Annotated in this window: 9 protein-coding genes; 1 reads left to right on the top strand and 8 read right to left on the bottom strand. The window is 58.2% G+C overall.

Annotated elements, in window-relative coordinates:
* Positions 1-16: 16 nt before the first annotated feature.
* From M5R41_15410 to M5R41_15385, 6 genes are all read right to left on the bottom strand, one after another.
* Entirely contained in the window at positions 17-358 is a 342-nt protein-coding gene (locus M5R41_15410) for a histidine triad nucleotide-binding protein (protein MCZ7557785.1), read from the bottom strand.
* 48 nt (positions 359-406) lie between these two features.
* The gene (locus M5R41_15405; GenBank protein ID MCZ7557784.1) at positions 407-1501 is read right to left on the bottom strand and encodes a metal-dependent hydrolase; all 1095 of its coding nucleotides are present in this window, start codon (positions 1499-1501) and stop codon (positions 407-409) included.
* Positions 1502-2154: 653 nt separating this feature from the next.
* Positions 2155-3372, bottom strand: a complete 1218-nt coding sequence (locus M5R41_15400) for a hypothetical protein (protein MCZ7557783.1) — start codon at positions 3370-3372, stop codon at positions 2155-2157.
* Positions 3373-3648: 276 nt separating this feature from the next.
* Positions 3649-5223, bottom strand: coding sequence for a T9SS type A sorting domain-containing protein (locus M5R41_15395; GenBank protein MCZ7557782.1), 1575 nt, complete (start codon positions 5221-5223; stop codon positions 3649-3651).
* Between the two features lie 235 nt (positions 5224-5458).
* Positions 5459-10387: a VWA domain-containing protein gene (locus M5R41_15390; protein ID MCZ7557781.1), complete on the bottom strand. Its 4929-nt coding sequence runs from the start codon at positions 10385-10387 to the stop codon at positions 5459-5461.
* Positions 10388-10648: 261 nt separating this feature from the next.
* Positions 10649-13156 (bottom strand): DUF5686 and carboxypeptidase regulatory-like domain-containing protein, encoded by a 2508-nt coding sequence (locus M5R41_15385; protein MCZ7557780.1) that lies wholly within the window; start codon positions 13154-13156, stop codon positions 10649-10651.
* A gap of 501 nt (positions 13157-13657) precedes the next feature.
* Between M5R41_15385 and M5R41_15380 the strand changes: the two genes are divergently transcribed.
* On the top strand, positions 13658-14473 hold the full coding sequence (locus M5R41_15380; GenBank protein ID MCZ7557779.1) for a hypothetical protein: 816 nt from the start codon (positions 13658-13660) through the stop codon (positions 14471-14473).
* A 130-nt stretch (positions 14474-14603) separates the two neighbouring features.
* On the opposite strand, the gene M5R41_15375 is transcribed toward M5R41_15380, so the two are convergent.
* Both M5R41_15375 and M5R41_15370 read right to left on the bottom strand, forming a co-directional pair.
* On the bottom strand, positions 14604-15296 hold the full coding sequence (locus M5R41_15375) for a methyltransferase (protein MCZ7557778.1): 693 nt from the start codon (positions 15294-15296) through the stop codon (positions 14604-14606).
* A 195-nt stretch (positions 15297-15491) separates the two neighbouring features.
* Entirely contained in the window at positions 15492-17546 is a 2055-nt protein-coding gene (locus tag M5R41_15370) for an acetate--CoA ligase family protein (protein ID MCZ7557777.1), read from the bottom strand.
* Positions 17547-17842: the final 296 nt, after the last annotated feature.

Genomic DNA, 17842 nt, shown 5'->3' with positions numbered 1-17842 from the left:
GATAAAATGAAAGAAATCAGCCCGGAGGCCAGTGCATGGGTCGTCCGCCGAGCAGGTGAAGATGCAGATGCCAGACGGTCTGACCGCCATCGTCACCGCAATTCATCACGAGGCGATAACCGGAGTCGAGACCCAAGTCGCGGGCGACCTGCTGTGCGGTCAACACCATGTGTCCAACAAGATTTTGGTGGCCGTGGTTCAACGCGGCAATGCTGCTGATTTCCTCGCGAGGGACTATCAGCACATGCACAGGGGCCTGTGGCGCGATGTCATGGAAGGCAACGACGTGCTCGTCCTCATACAAGATATCCGCCGGTATGTCGCGTGCGATGATTCTGCTGAATATGGAAGTGCCCATGTAGTGCTCTCGTATGTGCTTCTTCTTCGGATACCTGCCGCCGCAGGGCTACTCGTTGAAAGAGTGAGGGGATCCATTGCTGCTCCTGCTGGTGGAGGGTCGAATACCTTTCAGCCGCGTCCAAAGCAGGTCCATAGTTCGGCCCACGTCCGGCATGACAAATTCCTCCTGACGCACGGTGTAGCGGTCCGGCGAGCCGGGGGGGGCTTCAGGAAGGCGAAATGTAAAGACATAGTGCAGGTTGACAGGATTACCAAGGCCGAAGCTGTTCTCGGGCTTGGCGGCATCGAACTCCCCGAAGCGCAAATCATGGAAGCGCAGTCCCCGCTCATCCCGCGACACGCTGTACCAGCCATCGGAGAACCATTTCAGTTTTTTCACGGCGCGTTCGTTTTCGAGCCCCGCCAGCAGCTGCTCATTGCGCGGCACGCGCCAGAACTTCACCGCTCCGTCGCCATCGAATACCGAGTAATACCCGATCCAATATCCGCCGGCGTCCTCTGCTACGGCACGCCACAGAAGACAATTGAGAGCGGTCGGTGCGGTAGTGATGCGCGTATAGTTGATGTTCTGCTCTTCCAGCGAGCGGGTGAAGGCGGGCATGGTCCCGAATTTCAGCGCCAGCGTCACGATGATATATCCGCTGCTGATGATGATGCCCGCTGCGTTACGGAACAGCTTTGCCCGCACCTCGCCGGGGAACATCGACGCAATAACGCCTATCAGAAGCGGAAGCGTGTACAGCGGATCGATGATGAAGAGATTGTTCCACGCGAGACGGACATCGGAGAAAGGTTCGAAAACACCGGTGCCGTACACGGTAAAGCAATCCAGCAGCACATGCGTCGACAGGGCGAGAAACACCAGCAGCGCTCCCTTCCCCATACTCACGAGGCCGCCATGTACCTTGTGCATCACCCAACCGAGCAATGGTGTCAGCAGCAGAATCAGAAGAATCCCATGGGAAATCCCCCGATGCCAGGAGAGCTGCGTGACGGGATCGAGCAGCGGAAGAAAGAGCATGTCGAGATCCGGGAGCAGTCCACCGAACGCACCCCAGAGAATCGCTTTGTTACCGATGTCGCGGTGCCCGACGGCCTGTCCGACCGCGGCACCAAGTGTGATTTGTGTGAATGTATCCACTTTCGATTTACGAAGTACGACTTACAATTTGAAGACGCCTGAAGCCTGAAGGGAGCTCATAAAGGGGTGAGAAAGTGAGAAGGATGACATGCGTGATCGTGAGCCCAAGGCTTTCACAATTCCCGCACCATCACCATTTCGCACTTTTCGATGCCCTCCGCCTAGGCGGACCGGTTAACAATTCCCGATTCACGATTCTCGTTTTCTGTCATTTCTGCTCATTCTGTAATTTCTGTGGTTCACGATTCCCGTTTCTCGTTTTCTGTCATTTCTGCTCATTCTGTCATTTCTGTGGTTCACGATTCACGATTCTCGTTTTCTGTCATTTCTGCTCATTCTGTCATTTCTGTGGTTCACGATTCTCGATTCTCGTTTTCTGTCATTTCAGCTCATTCAGTAATTTCTCTGGTTCACGATTCTCGATTCTCGTTTTCTGTCATTTCTGCTCATTCAGTAATTTCTCTGGTTCACGATTCACGATTCTCGTTTTCTGTCATTTCTGCTCATTCTGTAATTTCTCTGGTTCACGATTCTCGTTTCTCATTTTCTGTCATTTCAGCTCATTCTGTAATTTCTCTGGTTCACGATTCTCGTTTCTCATTTTCTGTCATTTCAGCTCATTCTGTAATTTCTCTGGTTCACGATTCTCGATTCTACTTCACAGCATCCGGAAACTTGTGTCGCACGTAGCAATACACGCCGAACGCGCGGACGGCCTGCGATTGCGCGTGTACGGTGCCGACCTCGTCCACGCCGTAGCCGTCTTCACCGCCGTTGGGATTCCAACCGTTGCGTATGCCATGATCGGCTGTGCGATGCAGGGTGACGCGTGCTTTGCCGTGATGATTCGTCCACACGTGCTCGAGCATTTTGCCTATTTTTTCCGGAATGTCCGGGAGCTCGTCCGGCGCGATCATGTACGCATCCAAAACGAAATGCACAAAAGCACCGTTCCCGTCCATCTGTAGCTGGTAAAAATGTTCGGGATCCACCCAGCCCGTGGCGGGGTCCATGATGCGACGTGCGGTGGCTACTGCCGCATCTTTGTACTTCTTGTCCTTGGTTACTTTATACAACGCGGCGCCGATACTGCAGTACGATGCGCCTTCCCAGGGAAGCTGTTTCCCGAAAGCCGCCGGCCCCCGTGCGCCCTCCCAGCGGCCGTTGCCCTTGTAGAGCATTTTCTCGATTCCGGGCGTGCCGCCGTCGCCATTCCAGATTTTCAGTGCATCGTCGAGATACTCACGCTTGCCAGTGGCCTCATACAGCCAGCAGGCGACGGTGACCATCTGATTCATATTGCTGTTGGTGAAAATCTGATCGCGTACGTCGGAGTCGGGCGGCCAGTTGTACCAACTCCAGTACCCCTCGTGCCTGGACATGCGGCCCTGCATACGAGCTTCGACATAGCGGACCTCCGCATTCTCGACAAGGGTTTTGTTTTTTCTGCCGGTGAAATCCCACCAGTACATCTCCGCAAGGGCGGCCCAGGCGCGATCGTCCACCCAAGTCCCGTTGAAAAGATCTTTCATGGGATGCACTTCGTGATGGAAGCGGTAGAGCGCACTGTCGCCCGTGACGGCAAAGAGGTGTGCGTCACCTATAGCTCCGTTGGCACCTTCCCATCCCGCGGTGTATACCTTGTGGAAGAGCGCATCGATGGAATAGGCCCGTTGCAGCCAGGGATCGCTGGGTTTGTAGGTGCTCGCCACCTGGCGCGCTTCGCTATTTCTGCCGTTCCCCGGTGTCGCATCAAACACTCCGGCAACATAGAGCGCTGCCAATGCGGCGACACCGATACCGACGTACAGGACAATGGACCCGGTTCGTGAATTGCTTTCCCTCTGCGTGCTGCGCTGCGGTGCTTTCATGATTAAACCATCTCAAGTGGGACGCATCATGATAATATCTCCAATCCCGTGGAGAAATGCACGTGCAAACGATAAGCTGTATGGAATGCCCGCACGGATTGCGCGGATCGAAGTCGGATCAACGAGGAGGATTCTTTCGAGGTCTGTGACGAAGAAAAATCCACTTCGCTCCTTCAAACCTTTCCGTCATCGAGCATCCGTGACCATATGTGCAATCCGTGTACCTGTATCAGTGCGCATGCGCATTACGATGCGGACACACATTGCGCGGATCGTCTACCGCAGCAGCAGCATCTTTTTCATCTCCACTCCTCGGGCGTGTTCGAGGCGGTAGAAATACATACCCGAGGGCAAATCCGAAGCGTCGAAGGTCAATTCATGGCTGCCGGCATTCCGAAGTTCGTCCACCAGCGTGCGAAGCAGTCTGCCATGAACGTCATACACACCAAGCAGCACATGGCTCGCTTCGGAAAGGCGGTACTCTATCACGGTCGTCGGATTGAAGGGATTCGGCCGGTTCTGTCGAAGCTGCCAGGCGGGATTCAGCGTCAAGGGTTCGAGGCAATCGTCGGTGACATACACGCCGCCGTCGACAGCAGAGAACGATATCCAGCCATGCTCGAGCAAGGAGCGCACGGTGTCCATTTTCAGTCTCGAGTAGCGGAAGCTTCCCGCGCCGTGCTGGCTGTACAATATGCCTTCGACACGGAGGTTCAGCAGCACGCCTTCATCGGCGACGATCGCGGGACCCTGCGCCAGGATGGTGATGGTGCTGTCGCCGAAGCTCAACGGAGATCCCACGCCGCTCACGCTCAACTTCGTGGACCAGCCGTCCGCCGTGAGCGTGCCGGCGGTCTCAATGCCCTTGACGCGCAGCAGACCGGGATCGTACTTGATGTTCAAGTCATACTTCGACAAGTCCAGTCCTTCGGCGCCTTCGATGCGTATCGAAATGATGCTCTCCACCCCATGTCGGAGTATGCTGTTCTCCGGCATCGCCAACAGAACATGGCGGCTGACGGGCTGAAGGTACACCTTATGTTTGCACTTCACCGGAGAGCCGTTTTCCGGAACGACGAGCACCTCAAATTCGATCCATCCCGGATGCCCGATCACTCTCATGGGCTCGACGTTCCAGACCACGCTCCCTGTCTGATCTTTATCCAGATCGGACGGAAGCACATTTTTAATGGCGCTTTCCTTTTCGGCGAGTACCATGAACTCCGGCAGCAACAGCGTGGCCCGTACCCGTCGGGCGGTACCATCCCCCATGTTCAGCACCGATGCTTTCATACGAAGCTCCGATAGCTCGAAGCGGCCTGTTCGTTCATTGTAGCGAAGCGTATCGGACGGCTCGACGCTGCATCGCACATCCAGTTCCGGCAGCGGAAGCGCGGTAAGATGCACACGGGATTGACACTCGATCGTCGGGTGATTTGCGGATGAAACGAGGACGAGGATGTCGGCATCAATAGCAGTTTGCTGAGGAACCGCCATAATCTCCCATAGCACCTCTCTGGAGGTCTGTGGTTCGATTAATCCGATTTCCTTCGAGAGCTGTCCAGCCGCTCGTAGCGCCGGGCTAAGGAGGAGCAACGACGCTTCAACCTCGCTGACTGCCTCGGAACCGGTATTCGTGATTGTCACTTTCATGACGAAGGGACTGCCGAGGTATTGATCGCCGCGCGGATCAACAAAAAGTGTGTCGACGGTCTCGCACGTCACGACGAGAGAAGGAGCCGAGGCGAGCCGGACCCCGGCGTTCAAGCTGACATCATCGGCGAACGCCTGGCTCCGCAACAACGGAGCCAGCATACACACGATACAAACGGCAATGAAGTACTTTTTCATGACACACCTCGGATTTTGGCGATTCCGTCACATACAGGTACTATTACGACTATTATTTCCTTTTTTTACCAGGCAGCTGGATAGCGCCGTAGACCCCACGAGACAGGCATGCGCACGCGCGAATGGACGAATACCCGCGCACAAAGTCCAGATCTGCTCACAGCAACGTGCAAAATATTCACACCAATGTCAAGAGCATGGGTGCTTGAACAAGCACTTTATTTCGCGAAACCCTCTACCGCAGCAGCACCATTTTCTTCATCTCCACGCCACGTGCGTGCTCGAGGCGATAGAAGTACATACCCGAAGGCATATCCGATGCATCCAGGGTGATTTCATGTCTGCCGGCGTCGCGTACTTCATCCACCAGCGTACGCACATCCCGGCCGTGTCGGTCGAACACGCGCAAACGTATGTGCCCTGTCTCAGGCAATGTGTATTCTATGACTGTCGAGGGATTGAAGGGATTGGGCCGGTTCTGCCCGAGTGTGTAACCTTCCGGAGCCATCAGCGGCTCGAGGCAGGCGTCGGTGACGATAACGCGTCCGTCGACGGCCTCGTACGAAATCGCGCCGCGGTTCAGACGCGTGTGTGCCGTGTCGATGCGTATGGCGGTTTCGCCGAAACTGCCCGAGCCCCAATTCCTGTCGAGCATGCCCTCCACCTGCAACAGGAAGAGTACGCCGTCCTCAGTCGCAAGCGGCGCCACCGTGGTGTAATCGTACACCTCCAGCACACCCTCGCCTCGCGAGCGCAGTCCCGCGCCCACCCAGCCCCTGCCGGTGAGCGTGCCCTGCGTGCTGAGACCGTTGACGCGCAGCAGCGCCGGATCGAAGGCAATGCGTATCGTGTATTCGGACAGCTTCGCCACAACCGTGCGGCTGATCATGAGAGGAATGAGTTGCTTCTCACGATAACGTAGTACCGAGTACTCGGGGAAAGCGAGCGTCACCTGCCGCCGCGCGCCCTGCACATAGAGGCGCGTCACGCATTCAACCGACGAGCCGTTCGCGCAGCTCACTACCGCGCGGAACTCGCGCCAACCGGAGCTTTCATTGAATATCGGCCGGAAACGCCAACTGATGCTGTCCGATCCCCCCGGAGCCAGGGAGACCGACGGCAGCGGTTTGATCGCGCTTTCGCCCGGGAGCAGCGTCATCGCTTCCGGAGCGAGCGCGTAGGCGCGAACCTCCGCCGCGCCGGCCGCGCCGTTATTGCGAATGCGCATCGTCAGACGCACCTCCGGGACGGTAAATGTGCCGGTCGTCTCGTCGAAGTACAGCGTGTCCGAAGGTTCGATGCTGCATTGCGCCAGAAGCGCAGGTTCGGGATTGGCCATAAGATGCACCGCGCAGTGCGTGTCGCGCGTTGGCAAAACATTCGCGCCCACCACTTCGATACGCAACGGCATATCCGCACCAATCGGCTGGCGTAGCGCCTGCACGCGCCAACTGTGCGCGACGGGCGCAGTGTCCGCCAAATCGCCGAAGCTGTGCGTCACCGGGTCGAGAACAGCGGCAAGATGCCCCGGCACGATCAGCGTCGCGCGCACGTCCCGCGCCATCTCGCTGCCAGTACTCCGGACAAAGACCTTGACCTCGAAGGGATTGCCGACGTACTCGCCGCGCGCCTCGTCAACGAACAGCGTATCCACAGCCAGGCACTGCACACTCAGGTCGGCGTCGGAGCTGCGCCAGATACGCACCGGGGTGCAGCAACTGCCCGAAGCCCCGACAGCGTCTATGACGCGCACGCACATATCGTAATCCCCGTCGTGCGGACGACGCTCGGCATGCAAATTCCAGGTGAACGCCACCTCCTCATCTGCGCCGAGCGCGGGAAATACGCGGTCAAGAGTCTCACCCGCCGCTGGCAATACGCCAGCCGGCAGTTCCAGACGCACGCGCAGGTTACGCCCCGTGCTGCTGCCGCTGTTGCGAACGCGCGCGGTGAACACAAAAGGATCGGGGATGTAACCGCCGTCGACGAAGTACAGCGTGTCCGGTGCTTCGCAGCTCACAGTGTAGGCGGACTCCCGCGTCGCGGGCACGAATACGGGGAGGCGGCATTCGGCGACGACGATCTGCCGACCGAGACCACCACGGCCCAGCACCTGAAAGGTGAGCGTATCCCAGCCCGCCTGCGCACGCGGCAATACGCGCACACTCCACGTGTCGCGCCGCTCGTCGTTCACCAGCATGGTGCCGATATCGCGCAGGGTGCTGCCGACGGGTGTCAGCAGTGTCTGTCCGACCAGCATGATCTGACAGTCCTCTGCCCAGGTCTCACCCGTGTTCAATGCCGTGGTGCTGAAAGTGAGCGGATTCGGGATGTAGTCGTTACGTGTGGGATCGAATACCGGCCCGTCGCTTTCCATCTCGCAACGGAGATCGAAACGCGGCATGCGCACGCGCTGCACCCATATCGGATGGTAGCACCAGACCGGATCGGTATCGTCGCCCTGAATGTTGACCCACACCGTGTCGTAGCCGTCCGTGTCGCGCGCATGTATGCGTACGCGAAAGTCACCCGAGGCATCCGCGCCCGGCGGTAACACGTCGGCAAGCAGCTGCGATCCTGACGAGAGAATGGTAAAGCGCGTGTCCTGCAACAATTGGGCCCTTACGTCGCGAGTTGCAGCGCTGCCGGTGTTGCGCACACGCACGCCTATGGCAAACTCCTCCGGCTCGTAGTATTGATCGCGGAAGTACACCGTATCCGGCGCGCTGAGCTCGCAGGCGATGCCGGTAGTGAGCGCCGAATCCACCTCGATGCGTCCGAAGCAGTTAATCGGCGCGTGATTGTCCGCTTCCACCATCACACTGATGTTCACAGCCGTCGCCCTTTGTTGCTGCAGCGCTTCCACCGTCCACACTGCCGTGCCGTAACCGCCGCGGGGAATGGATGCTGGCGTCAGCGTCTGCTGCGCCACCGCGGGAGTGAGCAAACGGAGCACGCGCGGATCATAGACCAGCGTGGCGCGCACATTTTCCGCATCGGTGCTGCCCACATTGGGCACGGTCACGGTGATGTCGAAGGGATTGGGTTCGTAGCTCTTGCGCTGTTCGTTCCAGTTGACGGAATCCGGCATGGTGACGGAGCAGCTCAGCAGCGGATACACTCCCGCTTCGATGCGGAGAATGCGCTCGCATTCCACGGTCGGCAGATTGTCGGCTTCGATTTTCATGTGCAGGGTCACGACACGGGGGATATCACTTCCCACGGCTTCCAGCGTCCACTGCGCGCTGCCTTGCCGACCTGGAGGGATGGTGTCGGGCGTCATTGCCTGCGTGGTCTGCGTCGGGGCGACGAGCCGAATGGCGGCGGGATCGGTGGTCAGCGTCACACGCACGTTCTGCGCGGGAATATTCGCGCCATTGTACGCGTTGACGATAACGGGGAAGGGATTGCCCTCATAACGCCGGTCACGCACATTCCACCGCAGCACATCCGGTGCCTGCACATCGCAGTGCATGAAATCGTCGCGCAGCGAATCGAAAGATACCAGCAACTCGCATTCGTCGTACAGCACGTCATTCACCATGATGCGGAAACGGATGGGAAAATTCCGCAAATCCTTGTAACTCGCGATTTCCACTCTCCATGACGCGGAGGCGGAGCCGGAAGGCGGGATGGTGGACGGTGACGCGGACTGTGTGAATTCCACTGGGTTGATGAGCTTGATGCGTCCCGCTTCGGCCATGAGCGTCACGCGCACATCCTCGACTTCCTTGTTGCCGGTGTTGATGACGCTTATGGAGATGTCGAAACTCGTGGGTTCATATCCCCCGGTCTGCGCATTCCAACGCAGGGTGACAGGGCCGGATGTGCTGCAGGACAGAAACACCACGCGCGCACGGATCAGCACGGAACCGTCCCGTGTGACAGGTTCGAGGCAATACTTCTCGAAACTCCAGTGCACGATCTGTACCGGCGTGCGGACGGTGGATGGCGGATCGGCGGTACGAAAGCGAAGATAATAGAGCACACCGCCCGAGGTGTTGAGTTCGACATCCTCCTCAAGACGTATGAAAATCGTACTGTTGCTTTTTTGATAGGAAAACGCTTTGCCGGCCAGAAGAGGCCCTGCCGTGACTTCCAGTAATTCCAGAAGATTCTCGTCATAAAAAATGCTGACATAGGATTTGCCGAACATTCCACTGACCGGCGTATCCAGGTACACCGGCAGCAACACCTCCGAACGTGCCTGCGCTTCAGCGTCGCCGACTCGCAACGTGACTTTCTGGAATTTCTCGGGAAGATACGGCGCTATGTAGCGCACGGTTTGCGAGACCGTGCCGCCGCAGTAATTCTTCAGCTTCAGCTCCACCGTGCGCTCGGTGCCGTCGGGACAGCCGGTTTCGTATTCGAGATAGCACCAGGGGAAGCTCCAGCCGATGATGCCGGTACGGATCGCCGAGTAAATTTCCGCGAGATCTGCTCCGGTGGCGCTCTGATAATGCTTCCCTCCCGTACGGCTGGCGAGAGCGGGAAGATTCTTGTCGGCGGCAGAGCCCAGTCCGATGGTGAAGACGCGAATGGAATCCCGCAGCGCCATCTGTACGACCGAGTTCAGGTTGTGCACCTTGCTCCCGTTATCGCCGCCATCGGAGAGCACGATCACCGCGCGGCAACTATTTTTGGCAGAGCGCAGCAGCTCCTGAATTGCCGCCGCCACACCGTCCCACATGGCCGTTCCCCCTACGGGCACGATATTGTTGATGCCGGCCAGCAGTGCGCCTTTGTCCGAGGTCATAGGCACATCGAGGCGTACATCGTTGGCGAAACTTACAATCGCTGCTTCGTCGCAGGGCTTGCCATCGGGATTCATTTCATTGACGAAGCTGCTTGCACCCGTGCGCATGTTGATGAAGCGCTGCCCGAGCATGCTGCCCGATCGGTCCAGTACCAGCACCGCCGACACACAGCAGTCCGGTTCATCGAAGCAATGCAGCGTCGCCGCCGTCATCAGCTTGCCGTTTTCATACAGCTCGAATTGCTGTTTCTGAAAATCGTTGCGGTTGACGCCGTTGCATCCCACCTTGAAGTACACCCGGACTTTCGGATAATTCACTTCCAGGCTCTTGATTTCCAGCGATGGTTGCGCCACCAATGCTTGCGTCAGCATCAGAAGCGGCAACAGAAAGACGTAGCAGCGATGCATGGGCGTACCTGCGACAAGTACAGAAAATGCGGAACAAGGCAAAAAGCAGAATACGGGAAATATGAATCTTCCGCAACACAAATCCGCGGTGCATCCTCGTTACGCGGTTTCGGAAGAGTCGCATGTCCCAATCAGGAAACGGGAGCACACGCATGCGGCTCAGATTTGCGCGATTTGATCGAAATTGGGTACGGCCTGCCGGAAGATCGAAAGCATTCTCAGGTACATTGCTTGAGTCGAACGGCGTTTCTCTCCACCATATCAGAACAGTATCCCTCCGCCCAGGCCAATGAAGAAATTTCTCCCCTCGCGCGCATGATTCAGGCGCCAGGCCATATCCACGCGGAATATGCTGAGGATGTTGTCAATGCCGAAACCGGCTTCCCAGAATGGCAGTTTCGCTTCGGCGGGTGTCACGGTTTGCAAGACGGCCGTCTCCGCGCGCATGGTCGTCCAACCGCCCGTGGCGAACAGCTCCAGACCAAACCCGCTGTCGCGCAGCAGCGGCACACGCAGCCAGCGGAACAACCAGTCCCGAAAATCATAGCTGAAGCTTCCCACCGCTCGCGTGTCACCGCCGAATTCCCGGAAACCCAGCGTCCGGAATCCCGTGGTCGCGGCCAGATATTGAATACCGCCACGGAGATTGTACAGCAACTGCGTCGGCAGGGCCGCGTTGGCGCGGTCGGCGGCAAGATTGTAGGACAAAACGCCGTACACGCCGAGATCGAACGCGCCGTTCAGACCCGCATACAGCGCTGTGACATCCCAATCGCCGCTGTGCATTTCGATGCGGTGAAAGCCGACGCCGACGGTCGGGATGTGATTCCGTCGTCCGATACGCGAAAGCTCTCCGGCATTGTCCAGCATGTCGCGCATGTCAAGACTCATTCGTCCGCTTACGCTGGTGATACGACCCTCGTTGACGGGCGGATTGTCCCGATAGCTGCGGTCGCGATTGAACAGACTCCATTCGCTGTTCTTCATCGCGTTGTAATACCCGTCCCGCGAAATCGTGATGCGCATGGGGAAGAGCAGGAAAGGGTCATAGCGCAGCCAGGACGCCCAGCCGTCACGATAGAAAAAGTCGCGGTAGTCGTATTTCCCGAACCAGGAGAGCATTGTCATGAGACCCGCCGTATTCGGATCCCCCTCGCTGTCGATATAATCGAGCGCGTAATACCGCGATGCTCCGAAGGTCAGCGCGGGCGATGAAAACACACGGAAGGAAGCCCCGAGGTTGTACTTCAGGCGCTCGTCGGAAAAACCGTAGCCGGCTCCGGCCCGTATGCCGCGAAGCGGGAAGGAGTTGAAGGAGAATCCGAATTCACCGGACAGCGCATGCCCCTCGATGCGATTGAATTGATACAGCGAGACAAGGCCGGGATAGCGGAATTCGACATTCTCCGCGCCGGTGACGCCGCCGCTCAATATCGAACCGAACGTCACCGCGTATTTCGTGGAGTCCAGAGCTATTTTTATGGAATCGGAAACAAGATACGCGCGCTCCTCCTCGTCACTCGTCGGAATTTTCCGGGTCTCCACCCAGTACAACGAATCCCGCTCGTCCGCCTCCTTCAGCACCTTGATACGGGTTCTGTCGAAAAACGCTTCATTGATCTCCTGATTGATGCGGTAATCCTGCAGCACCGAAAAGCCCTCCACCTGGAGTCCGATATTCACGACCGGTATCTGTGCCGATGCCATGACGATCACATCCGCCGGCATCCAGAACTCCCCGTCCACGAAACGAAAATTCTGACGAAACGCCATGGTGTCCAGCAACGTCGGTAAAGCGGCGTCGTTGAGCTGCACATCCACCATGGACAGCATATAGCTCTCATCGGCGATGTATATCGTACCGCGCAGCAAAGGATCGCTGTCGCTCAGCGGCGATATCTCGATCTGATAGATTTTCGTGCTGTCAATAAAGGTCGTACCAGCCAGCCGATAGTAGTAGTGCCGCAATCCCGCCTCGGAGATGGGACCAATCACCGGCGCCTTGTCACTGAGGTTCAGCTCATCTTTTGAAAAATCGATGATGAAAAACGCGCTGACGAGAATGTTGCCCTGCGCCGGAATGAAGGCGCTTTGCTTGCGCGCGGTGACGACCTCTTTGTAGCGATTCGGTGCCGCCCAGTACGCGTCCGTCTGTGTCTCGAGAATAACGGGAAGGCGCGGATCACGCTTTATCGTGGCGCTGCTGTCGGCGCTGTCTGTACTGTCCGGGTCTGCCGTATCGGTGTTCCCGCCGATGGTGACCGTCGTGCTCTCACCCTCACCCGAGGCGCTTGCGCCGCCCAACGCAAAACCGGACACGCGAATGAGCAGCTTGGAATGCGAGGTCAAACTGTAATTACGCAGCTTCGCCTTCTGCACCTCCTTCATTTCAATCGCTTTGCGGATGATACGCAGTGCGGGATTGTCGCCGGGAGTGATGGTGACTTCGGGCAATTCAATGGCGGAGGGCTGCAGGGTGATGTTGATCTCCGTATCTCCGGGTATGCTCACCCGCTGCCTCCGACTTTTGTAACCGATGTAGCTCACCACGAGCACGTGCTGCCCGGGTGCCAGTGGTAAAACGAAGCGGCCGGCTTTATCCGTTGTTGTGCCGCTCTGGATTTGCTCCACCCAAATGTTGGCGAATTGCAGGGCTTCGCCGCTCACTGCATCGCTGACGCGTCCGCTCACGCGATGCTGCGCAAGAAGTTGAGGAGTAACGATGGAGAGCATGAGCACGGCGAGGAGGGAAAAGAAACGAGTGAACATGGGCATCTACCGGAAATAGGAAAACGAGAATGACAGCAAAAAATGTGCCGTATATTTCTTCGGGAAAATCCAGCGCTTCAAGGTATCGCTCCGCGGGAAGCGTCCTCTCCTCCCGACAACCGTCTCCGCAACGCGACAGTCATGCAACATACACAACGCTGCATCCGATACATAACGGGACGAGGGTCGCTCCGACATCATGGCAGGGTAGTGCAGGATCAACGACGAAATTTTGCCTTTCGCAGCGAAGCCGGAAAGTGCAAATTTCTTTTTGTGCCATGAAGGCACTTTTTCTGCAGGCAACAGCGTTTTGTCCATGCAGAGAACGTTCGAAGTCAGGAACGGGAGAAGCGGACGAAATGGACTCAACACAAAACTCATGCTCTCGTCACACTGTTCTCATGTGAAATGCGCATCATTCGCTAATCGGCGGATGAAGCAGTGTCCGTTATCCCGTGGCACCGCTTGATCGGGACAAAGCAACAAGGAGACCAACAGCGTATGTCATCTCACCCTGGACCTCTCACCCGGACCCTGCGATGGTTCCTGCCTGGCCTGTTCATCACCGCCCTTGTCCTTGCCACCGTTCTGCGCGAGCCCGGCAATGCCTCGCGCACCGTGCGCGATGCGCTGAGCGAGCAGCTCGCCCAGGCGGACAACTACTTCGATCAGGGAAAGTACTCCGCGGCTCGACAGATCGTCGAGGACTTGCGAAACGGCAATCCTTCCAACGCCGAGGTTCTCTGGCGCCTCTCCTACTACACGATCAACGACGGCGATGCCGCGACGGACGATGCGGCGAAGGAACGTCTGTACCGAAAATCCATTGACTACGCGGAGGCCGCGGTACGAAACGACAAGCGCAATTCCTTCGCGCGCGCATCGCTCGCGGCGGCCTACGGCAGCATAGGAATGTTTGTCGGCGGCAAGGAGAAAGTGCGCCTTGCCAACCGCATCCGCGACGAATTGGACGAAGCGTTGCGCATCAATCCGCGGAACCAGATGGCAAACACCATCTACGGCACCTGGCATCGCGAGGTGGCCACGGTTGGGTGGGTAGAGCGTCAACTGGCAAATGTGTTTCTCGGCGGCATGCCTGATGGAAGTCTGGACAAATCCATAACGCATTTCCGTGCGGCCATCGCCGAGGGCCCTGGCGTCCTCCGGCATCATTTCGAGCTGGGTCTCACCTACATCGCGGCCGACAGAAAACAGGATGCGGCGGCGGCGTTCCGTACAGCGCTCAAATGCCGCGACGGATGGAAGATTGATCCCCTCCGCCGCAAGTACATGCGCGAGTGGCTCGCCGATCAGTAAGGGCGGCATCATGCGTGGACGTGCCGACCAGCGCGGAGCGTCTCGGCGTCCCGCAAAGACTTCCCGCCGTCTCGTAGTGCCTCCAAGGGAAGGCCGCGAAAATCCCGACGACGTCCTCCGTTTGCAGGCTTCACGCCCGTCGTTGTATCGTGTACACGCTTACCTCGGCGGTGCGTCCATGCAGATTCGGGAAGCGCGACTGGCGCTCGTAGCGGAAACCCCGCGCGGTAAGCGTCTCGAAAAACGGTACGGCGATCAGGCGGTTGGGTTCCGCCAGTAAAACCTGGCCATCGTGCGTCAGCGTCGCGTCAAGAAATGCCGCGAGGGGTTCGACGAAGCGTTTCTCATAGATCACATCCGCAGCCAGAATCAGAGGCCACTGCCGCGACGGCGGTTGGCGAAAGTCCAGTTCGAGAAACTCCGCCTCGACACCCGGCAGATTGCTCCGCAGATTCAGTTCCGCAGCCCACAGAGCGAAGCGATCATAATCCGAGAAGGTGACCTGCGCGCCCCGCTGCGCCGCGACAAGTCCGGGCAATCCGAGACCGCAGCCTATTTCCATCACATGCGCCTTGTCCGGAAGCATCTGCGCTTCGTTCAGGACCGCGGCCAGAGCCACGGCGCTGTGCCAGAGTTCGGCCCAGTAGGGCAGGCGCTCGTCTTTGTTGAATTCATCCGCCGATACGTTGCTGATCAGCGCTTCAATATCCTCTGCGGTGAAAAGGGTGAAAAGTTGCGTACCGGTGTCAACGAAGAGTTCCCGCAGAGGAAACTCTGCCGTCAGGAGCGCCCTGAGTTCTTCGATGCGTCTCCGATTGTGCATACGCGTCACCAATGCCTGAGTAATACGGATATTCTATTCCTGTGTCACCCGCAATGAAGGAGGCGGCACCTTCCCGCCCGCAGGATCCACCCCGCGCGGATTCGTCTGAGTACGGCACGCGGGCACGATCCGTCTGATACCTGCAACACATGGTACGCTGCCGACGCTCCGCCGCAGGACCGAGCGCACGGCGGATCAGCGCTCGATGCGTATCCGCGCATCGACCGCGGTGACACCCTTCGGCGTGCCGAGCAGCGGGTTGAGATCGAGTTCCATGATTTCCGGTGCGGCCTCAAGCAATGCGGAAAGCCGGCTGACCACTTCCGCGAAGGCTGCTTCGTTCACGCCCGCCTGTCCGCGCACGCCCTGCAGGATTCTATAGCCCTTGAGCTGCCGGATCATTCCAAGCGCTTCTTCGGAACTCAATGGCGCGAGACCGGCCTGCACGTCTTTCAATACTTCGATGAAAATTCCGCCAAGTCCGCAGAGGACGAGATGCCCGAAGCCGCCTTCCTTTTTCGCACCGGCGAACAGTTCGATACCACTCAGCATGGGCTGGAGCAGCACTGCGGTGGTATCCGGGATGCGCATCATGCGATCGAATTCGGTGCGAACGCGCGCTTCGTCCTGCACATTGAGTACCACGCCGCCTACGTCGGATTTGTGCACCGGCCCGACGACTTTCATGACCACCGGGTAACCGAGCGTTGAAGCGGCCGCGGCGGCGCCGTCCGCCGTACTTGCCACCGCTTCGCCCGCGCGAGGAATACCCGCCGCATCGAGAAGCCTCTGAATGGCGTCGGGTGCGATGTAGCCGTCGTCGCACGATGCAATGACATCGCGTATCGCTGCGTGATCGACAGCAGGAACGAGTGATTCTTCCGTCGGCTTGCGCGTGGAATACACGCGCGCGAGCGCGTTGCCGAGTGTGACCTCGTCGGGAAAATTCAGGTGACCCTTTGCGAGGAAATCCGCAACTTCTTCGCGCGCGGTAAGTGTGCTCGGGAGGACAGGGAATATCGGCTTGCGACAGCTGCGCATTTTTTCATGCAACACTTCATACACATCGAAGATGCGCGTGAGGCCCGGCGTCCCGAAAATAACCACCATGGCGTCGATCTCGTCGAAGCGTTGATCCACGTAATCGATGATGGTGCCGAGTTGCGCGGCGGTACCCGTGGCGAGGAAGTCGATAGGATTGGCGACGGAAGATCCCGGATACAGTTGCGAGAGCAGCTCGAGCGCGGCGGTACCCTCGATATGCGGGATGTTCAGTCCGCCATTGGACAGCGCGTCCGTGAGCATGACGGCCGGCCCACCCGCATGAGTGATGATGGCGATGTTTTTTCCTCGAAGTTCCGGGTGCATGAACACGGATGCGACGGCGATGAGGTCTTCACGACCGTAGCAACGGACAATGCCCGCCTTGCGGAAAAGCGCGTCCACCGCCACGTCCGGACTGGCAAGCGCGCCGGTGTGGGACGAGGCCGCGCGACTACCGGCTTCGGAGGAGCCCGCCTTGATCGCGGCGATACGGCAGCCTTTGGCAATGAGGGAGCGTGCGTGCCGCAGCAGCTTCTGCGGTTTGGCGATGGTTTCGACGTAGAGCATTTTGACGCGGGAACTGGTCGCGGGATCGAAGCTTTCGTCCAAATACGCGAGAATCTCTTCCACGCCGAGTTGAGCGCTGTTGCCGACGGAGAATACGCTTGCGAACGTCAGTCCTTTCGGGATCCCCGCTTCGAGAATGAAGCATGCAGTGGCGCCGGATCCGGTGATGAAATCCACGCCCTTCGCATCCAGCATCGGGATGGGTTCGGTAAAAATGCTGTGATGCGCGGGAGTAAGAATCCCGACGCAATTGGGACCGATCAGTGAGGCGCCGGCCCTGGTGACGACGTCCACGATGGCGCGTTCGAGCGCACGGCCCTCGTCGCCTTCCTCGCTGAAGCCGGCGGAGAGAATAACAAATGCTTTTGTCCCTTTTTCATTTGCCAAGGTCTCGACCGTGGCGAGTGTGAATTTCGCGGCGATGGCGATAACGGCGAGATCGACCTGCGGCAGATCCCCGGGGTGCTGAAAACTCCTGATGCCTTGAACTTCCGCCTCTTTCGGATTCACCACGTACAGGTTGCCCGCGAAACCTCCGTCGATGATGTTTTTCAGTACCTTCCCGCCGGGTTTGTGAATGTCGTTCGATGCTCCCACGACGACAATGCTGTGCGGTGCAAGGAGCTGGGGAGTAATCATGTCGCTCTCCGAATGTGCTGTGTCTGATACGATGGATGGACGGCATGAAAGCAGACCGGTCCGTCCTGAAAGATAAGAAAGATCCGTGTTTTTCCATCAGCGGGAGGACGCTTCGTGCTTCATGGTCCCGGAGATCGGATGGGGCATGGCGGCAATGAGCCGGGAAGAGAACGGAGGGCGAGACGGCGCCGGAGGCCCGGAATGGGTGCGGTTTGCTCTTTGCCTGTAGCGTCCTTTCGATCCGCTCCGTACGGCAGGGTCCATGGCCGCAACGACGGTAATTATCCCTCCGCGTC

Source organism: Bacteroidia bacterium, from assembly GCA_027493955.1.
GTDB lineage: Bacteria > Bacteroidota > Ignavibacteria > SZUA-365 > SZUA-365 > JAOSJT01.
Note: the sequence above shows the minus strand (reverse complement) of the source record. Positions and strands in the feature narration are given on the sequence as shown.